The organism is Loktanella sp. DJP18 (genome assembly GCF_049310965.1).
Taxonomy (GTDB): domain Bacteria; phylum Pseudomonadota; class Alphaproteobacteria; order Rhodobacterales; family Rhodobacteraceae; genus Loktanella.
The window spans coordinates 1-611 of record NZ_JBMERN010000396.1 but is presented as its reverse complement, the minus strand read 5'-3'; the positions used below and the strand labels follow the sequence as shown (position 1 = coordinate 611).

Annotated in this window: 1 pseudogene; it reads left to right on the top strand. The window is 63.2% G+C overall.

Annotated features, from left to right (window positions below):
• Nucleotides 1-391 (top strand): annotated as a pseudogene (locus ACOI1H_RS26110) (recombinase family protein); the annotation flags it as partial.
• Between the last annotated feature and the right edge of the window lie 220 nt (nucleotides 392-611).

Below are 611 nucleotides of genomic sequence, written 5' to 3'. Positions count from 1 at the left end.
CACCGCGCTTCAGATCGTTGCCGATGACGTGGATCCCGCAGCACTCATCCTCACCGTGCCGTTCCAGATCCGGAAACGCGGTGTCGAGACCAGGCTCATCCTGGCGGATGCGCCGAGCCCGCGCGACGACACGCTCCTGCGCAACATCGCGATGGCGCATCACTGGTTCACGCAGATCAAGGCGGGCCAGACCTTCGCCGAGATCGCGGACCGCGAGGGAACCTCGAAGCGACGCATCCAGCAGATGATCGATCTGGCGTTCCTGGCACCGGACATCGTCCGCGATGTGCTGGACGGACGCCAACCGATCGGGTTCACATCCGACTGGGGCAAGCAGCACAGCCTGCCGTCCGACTGGACCGAACAGCGCGCCTTGCTCGCCACGCTTTGATCCGCAACGCGACGCCGACGAAGATCCATCGCAGCCGCGTCTGACAAGGCGGCGTCAAAGCGATCCAGATCACCCCAAACATCCACCATGCCAACCATCGCGAAAGCGCAAACTGCTACCGCGGAAATCGCCAGCGCAGACTTTGGCCTGTTCTGGCGGCAATCAGCTCCGTGCAAACGGTCTGCGCCATCGGCTATCCCCCACAAGCGTTTGAAACTCC